The following is a 4,077-nucleotide window of genomic DNA, read 5'->3' as shown; positions in this document are numbered from 1 at the left end:
AGCAGCGCGTCGCCGACCATGCCGGCGGCCAGCGTGTGGCCTCCTGCGGGTCGACGACGAGGAACGCCCCGGTGCTGCGCGTGCGCGCGTACTGCTCGGCCGGCACCGGCTGGGCCAGGCGCAGGGTCACGTGGCCGATGTCGTTGAGGCTGAGCGTCGTCGCCGGCACGAGCGAGGCGGTGTCCAGGTCGAGGACGCCGTCGATGGTGCGGACGATCGCCTGCACCGTGCGGGTGCCGTGCTTGACCAGCACGCGGCGCCCGGGAGCAGCGGGGCGTCGGAGAGCCACGCCAGCGTGCCCTCGACGTCCTGCGTCGCGGTCGGGACGTCGTCGGAGCCGGCCAGCAGGTCGCCGCGCGCCAGGTCGATGTCGTCGGCCAGGCGCAGGGTGACGGACTGGGGCGCGAACGCCTCGGTGAGCTCGCCATCGGCGGTGTCGATGCCGACCACCGTGGACGTGCGTCCGCTCGGCAGGGCCGTGACCGGGTCGCCGACGCGCACGCGGCCCGAGGCCACCTGCCCGGCGTAGCCGCGGTAGTCGCGGAAGCGCTCGTCGGCCGCCGACTGCGGGCGGATGACCAGCTGCACCGGGAACCGGAGCGGCTCGACGTCCGGATCGCCGACGGGGGAGAGGGTCTCGAGCAGCCCGAGCAGCGTCGGGCCGTCGTACCAGGGCGTGCGCGTGGACGCGGTGACGACGTTGTCGCCCTCGAGCGCGGAGACCGGCACCGTCGTGACGTCGGCCAGGCCGAGTCCGCGGGCGGTCTGCTGCACCTGCTCGGCGACGTCGGCGTAGGTCGCGCCGTCGAAGTCGACCAGGTCGATCTTGTTGACCACCACGACGACGTGCGGGACGCGCAGCAGCGACGCGACGGCCAGGTGGCGCCGGGTCTGCTCCTGCACGCCGTGCCGGACGTCGACGAGGAGCACGACCACGTCGGCCGTGCTCGCGCCGGTGACCGTGTTGCGGGTGTACTGCACGTGCCCGGGGCAGTCGGCCAGGATGAACGACCGGTCGGCCGTGGCGAAGTAGCGGTAGGCGACGTCGATCGTGATGCCCTGCTCGCGCTCGGACCGCAGTCCGTCGGTGAGCAGCGCGAGGTCGGCGGTGGCCAGGCCGCGGTCGCGGCTGACGCGCTCGATCGAGTCGAACTGGTCGGCCAGCACCGACTTGGAGTCGAACAGCAGGCGTCCGACCAGCGTGGACTTGCCGTCGTCCACCGAGCCGGCCGTGGCCAGGCGCAGGAGCGTGCTCATCAGAAGTAGCCCTCCTTCTTGCGGTCCTCCATGGCGGCCTCGGACATCCGGTCGTCGGCGCGGGTCGCGCCGCGCTCGGTGACCCGGGTGGCCGCGACCTCGGTGACGACGTCGGCCACGGTGACCGCGTCGCTCTCGACCGCGCCGGTGCAGCTCATGTCGCCGACCGTGCGGTAGCGCACCTGGCGGCGCTCGACGGTCTCGCCGTCGCGCGGCTGGGAGTGCTCGCCGACCGCCAGCAGCATGCCGTCGCGCTCGAACACCTCGCGCTCGTGGGCGTAGTACAGGCTCGGCAGCTCGATCTTCTCCTGCGCGATGTACTGCCAGACGTCCAGCTCGGTCCAGTTGCTCAGCGGGAAGACGCGCACGTGCTCGCCGGGGCGGTGGCGGCCGTTGTACAGGTTCCACAGCTCGGGCCGCTGGTTGCGCGGGTCCCACTGGCCGAACTCGTCGCGCAGGCTGAAGACGCGCTCCTTGGCGCGGGCCTTCTCCTCGTCGCGGCGGCCGCGCCGAAGACCGCGTCGAAGCGGTGCTGGGCGATGGCGTCCAGCAGCGGCTGGGTCTGCAGCGGGTTGCGGGTGCCGTCGGCGCGCTCGCGCAGGCGTCCGTCGTCGATGTAGTCCTGGACGCGCGCGACCTCGAGGCGGATGCCCAGGCGCTCGACCGTCGCGTCGCGGAAGGCCAGCACCTCGGGGAAGTTGTGCCCGGTGTCGACGTGCAGGACGCCGAACGGCACCGGGGCCGGCCAGAACGCCTTGACCGCCAGGTGCAGCATGACGACGGAGTCCTTGCCGCCGCTGAACAGCAGCACGGGACGCTCGAACTCAGCGCCCACCTCGCGGATGATGTGGATCGCCTCGGACTCCAGCCACTGCAGCTGGGTGAGGCGACGGGTGTCGGTGTCGGTCATCGGCTCTCTCGTCAGGTGTGCAGGCCGCACTCGGTCTTGGCGAAGCCCGCCCAGCGTCCGGCGCGCGGGTCCTCGCCGGGGGCGACGCGCCGCGTGCAGGGGGCGCAGCCGATCGACGGGTAGCCGTCGGCCATGAGCGGGTTGAGGATCACGTCGTGCTCGGCGGCGTACGCGAGCAGGTCGTCGAACGTCCAGGCGGCGAGCGGGTTCACCTTCACCAGGTGGTTCTTGGCGTCCCAGGTGACGAGCGGGGTGTCGGCGCGCGTCGGGCCCTCGTCGCGGCGCACGCCGGTGATCCAGACCTCGTACTCGGCCAGCGTGCGGGTCAGCGGCTCGACCTTGCGCAGCGCGCAGCACAGGCCCGGGTCGCGCTCGTACAGGCGCGGGCCGTGCTCGGCGTCCTGCTCGGCCACCGTCTGGCGCGGCAGGACGTCGACGATGGTCAGCTCCATGGCCGACTCGACGGCGTCGCGCGTGCCGGACGTCTCGGCGAAGTGGTAGCCGGTCTCCAGGAAGAGGGTGTCGACCCAGGGCAGGTGCCGGGCGACGACGTGGGGCAGGACGGCGTCCTGCATCGAGCAGGCGACGGCGGTGCGGTAGCCGAACTCCTCGGCCACCCAGGCGAGCACCTCGTCGGTCGTGGCGTCGGCCAGGCGCACGGACGCCTCCTCGGCGATCGCGCGCAGGGTCGCGGCGTCGCGCCGGGGCGCCAGGTCGCGTCCCGCGTGGTGCTGGGCGCGGGCCTCGTCGTGGACGCGCTGGCGCTCACGCTGCTCGGCGAACGTGCTGGTCATCGGCTTGCCCCCTCGTCTGCGGCTCCGCCCAGCCTACGGTCGGGCGAGCGGGGTCCCGGGCACGATCCGCATGGCGGACGGACGCCTGCGCGCGGGGTGTCGCCCGGGCGTCGGGGGCCCTACGCTCGAGGCATGGCCCGCTACCTGGACATCCACCCCGCGAACCCTCAGCAGCGAACGGTCGACCAGGCCGTGGAGATCCTCCGGGGGGGAGGGCTGATCGCCTACCCGACCGACTCGGGCTACGCCCTGGGCGCCCAGCTCGGCGACAAGGACGCGATCGACCGCATCCGCGAGATCCGCAAGCTCGACGACAAGCACCACTTCACGCTGGTGTGCCGCGACTTCGCCCAGCTGGGCCAGTTCGTGCACGTGGACAACGTCATCTTCCGCTCGGTGAAGTCCGCGACGCCCGGCCCCTACACGTTCATCCTCCCGGCCACCCGCGAGGTGCCGCGCCGGCTGCTGCACCCCAAGAAGAAGACCGTGGGCGTGCGCATCCCCGACTACCCGATCGTCACGTCGCTGCTCGCCGAGCTGGGCGAGCCGATCCTGTCGACCACGCTGATCCTGCCCGGCGAGACCACCGCCATGACGACGGCGTGGGAGATCCAGGAGGCGCTGGACAACCAGGTCGACGCGATCATCGACCCGGGCGACGAGGTGGTCGGCGAGCCGACGACGGTCGTGGACCTGTCCGAGGGCACGGCCGAGGTCGTGCGCGTCGGCGCCGGGGACCCGGCCCGCTTCGAGTGAGGCCGCCGCTCAGTCCTGCGGGTCGGGGATGACCGGCGTGGTGCGGATGTGCTCGTACACGACCGACGTGCGCACGTCCGCGACCTCGGGCTTGGGTTCGCCCCGGAGGAGATCCGGACGGACGGCTCGACCCGGGACGCTCGGCTCAAGTGGGTCGTGGTCGTCGACGAGACCCTGCCCCGCGGACGGGCGGTCAACGCCGCGGTGTGCCTGGTTGCGGCGACCCAGGACGCGGTGACCGGCCTGCTCGGGCCCGGTGCCCGCGACGCGGACGGGTCCGACCATGTCGGGCTGCCGTGGGCGGGCTGCTCGGTGCTGGGCGCCGAGCCCGCGCGGCTCGCCGCGGCTGCGCGCCCGGGC

5 protein-coding genes and 1 pseudogene are annotated in these 4,077 nt (G+C 73.2%); 2 read left to right on the top strand and 4 right to left on the bottom strand.

Annotated features, from left to right (window positions below):
* The 4 genes and pseudogenes from AC2W7G_RS10550 to AC2W7G_RS10535 form a co-directional block, all read right to left on the bottom strand.
* The coding region (locus AC2W7G_RS10550) for an elongation factor 1-alpha C-terminal domain-related protein (protein WP_485868390.1) at positions 1-226 on the bottom strand (226 nt) is incomplete at its 3' end.
* Positions 127-1,257 carry a sulfate adenylyltransferase subunit 1 gene (locus tag AC2W7G_RS10545; RefSeq protein ID WP_485868389.1) on the bottom strand — a complete coding sequence of 377 codons (1,131 nt, stop codon included), beginning with the start codon at positions 1,255-1,257 and terminating at the stop codon, positions 127-129. The genes AC2W7G_RS10545 and AC2W7G_RS10550, both read right to left, overlap by 100 nt.
* Positions 1,257-2,167, bottom strand: a pseudogene (cysD, locus tag AC2W7G_RS10540) (sulfate adenylyltransferase subunit CysD). The gene AC2W7G_RS10545 and the pseudogene cysD overlap by 1 nt, the downstream one beginning before the upstream one ends.
* Before the next feature lie 11 nt (positions 2,168-2,178).
* Entirely contained in the window at positions 2,179-2,961 is a 783-nt protein-coding gene (locus AC2W7G_RS10535; RefSeq protein WP_485868388.1) for a phosphoadenylyl-sulfate reductase, read from the bottom strand.
* Between the two features lie 132 nt (positions 2,962-3,093).
* Between AC2W7G_RS10535 and AC2W7G_RS10530 the strand changes: the two genes are divergently transcribed.
* Together AC2W7G_RS10530 and AC2W7G_RS10525 are read left to right on the top strand one after the other, a co-directional pair.
* Complete coding sequence (locus tag AC2W7G_RS10530) at positions 3,094-3,717, top strand: L-threonylcarbamoyladenylate synthase (RefSeq protein WP_485868387.1); 624 nt, start codon at positions 3,094-3,096, stop codon at positions 3,715-3,717.
* A gap of 48 nt (positions 3,718-3,765) precedes the next feature.
* On the top strand, positions 3,766-4,077 hold a 312-nt coding region (locus tag AC2W7G_RS10525), incomplete at its 3' end, for a DUF2000 family protein (protein ID WP_485868386.1).

Source organism: Aeromicrobium sp. PFPM2_SD2 (genome assembly GCF_057364525.1).
The sequence above is the reverse complement of the archived record's forward strand: the minus strand, read 5'-3'. Positions and strand labels throughout refer to the sequence as shown.

Bases quoted from the DNA above. Each gene is read 5' to 3' on its own strand.
- AC2W7G_RS10545 (WP_485868389.1), bottom strand. From the start codon at position 1,257: ATGAGCACGCTCCTGCGCCTGGCCACGGCCGGCTCGGTGGACGACGGC.
- AC2W7G_RS10535 (WP_485868388.1), bottom strand. From the start codon at position 2,961: ATGACCAGCACGTTCGCCGAGCAGCGTGAGCGCCAGCGCGTCCACGAC.
- AC2W7G_RS10530 (WP_485868387.1), top strand. From the start codon at position 3,094: ATGGCCCGCTACCTGGACATCCACCCCGCGAACCCTCAGCAGCGAACG.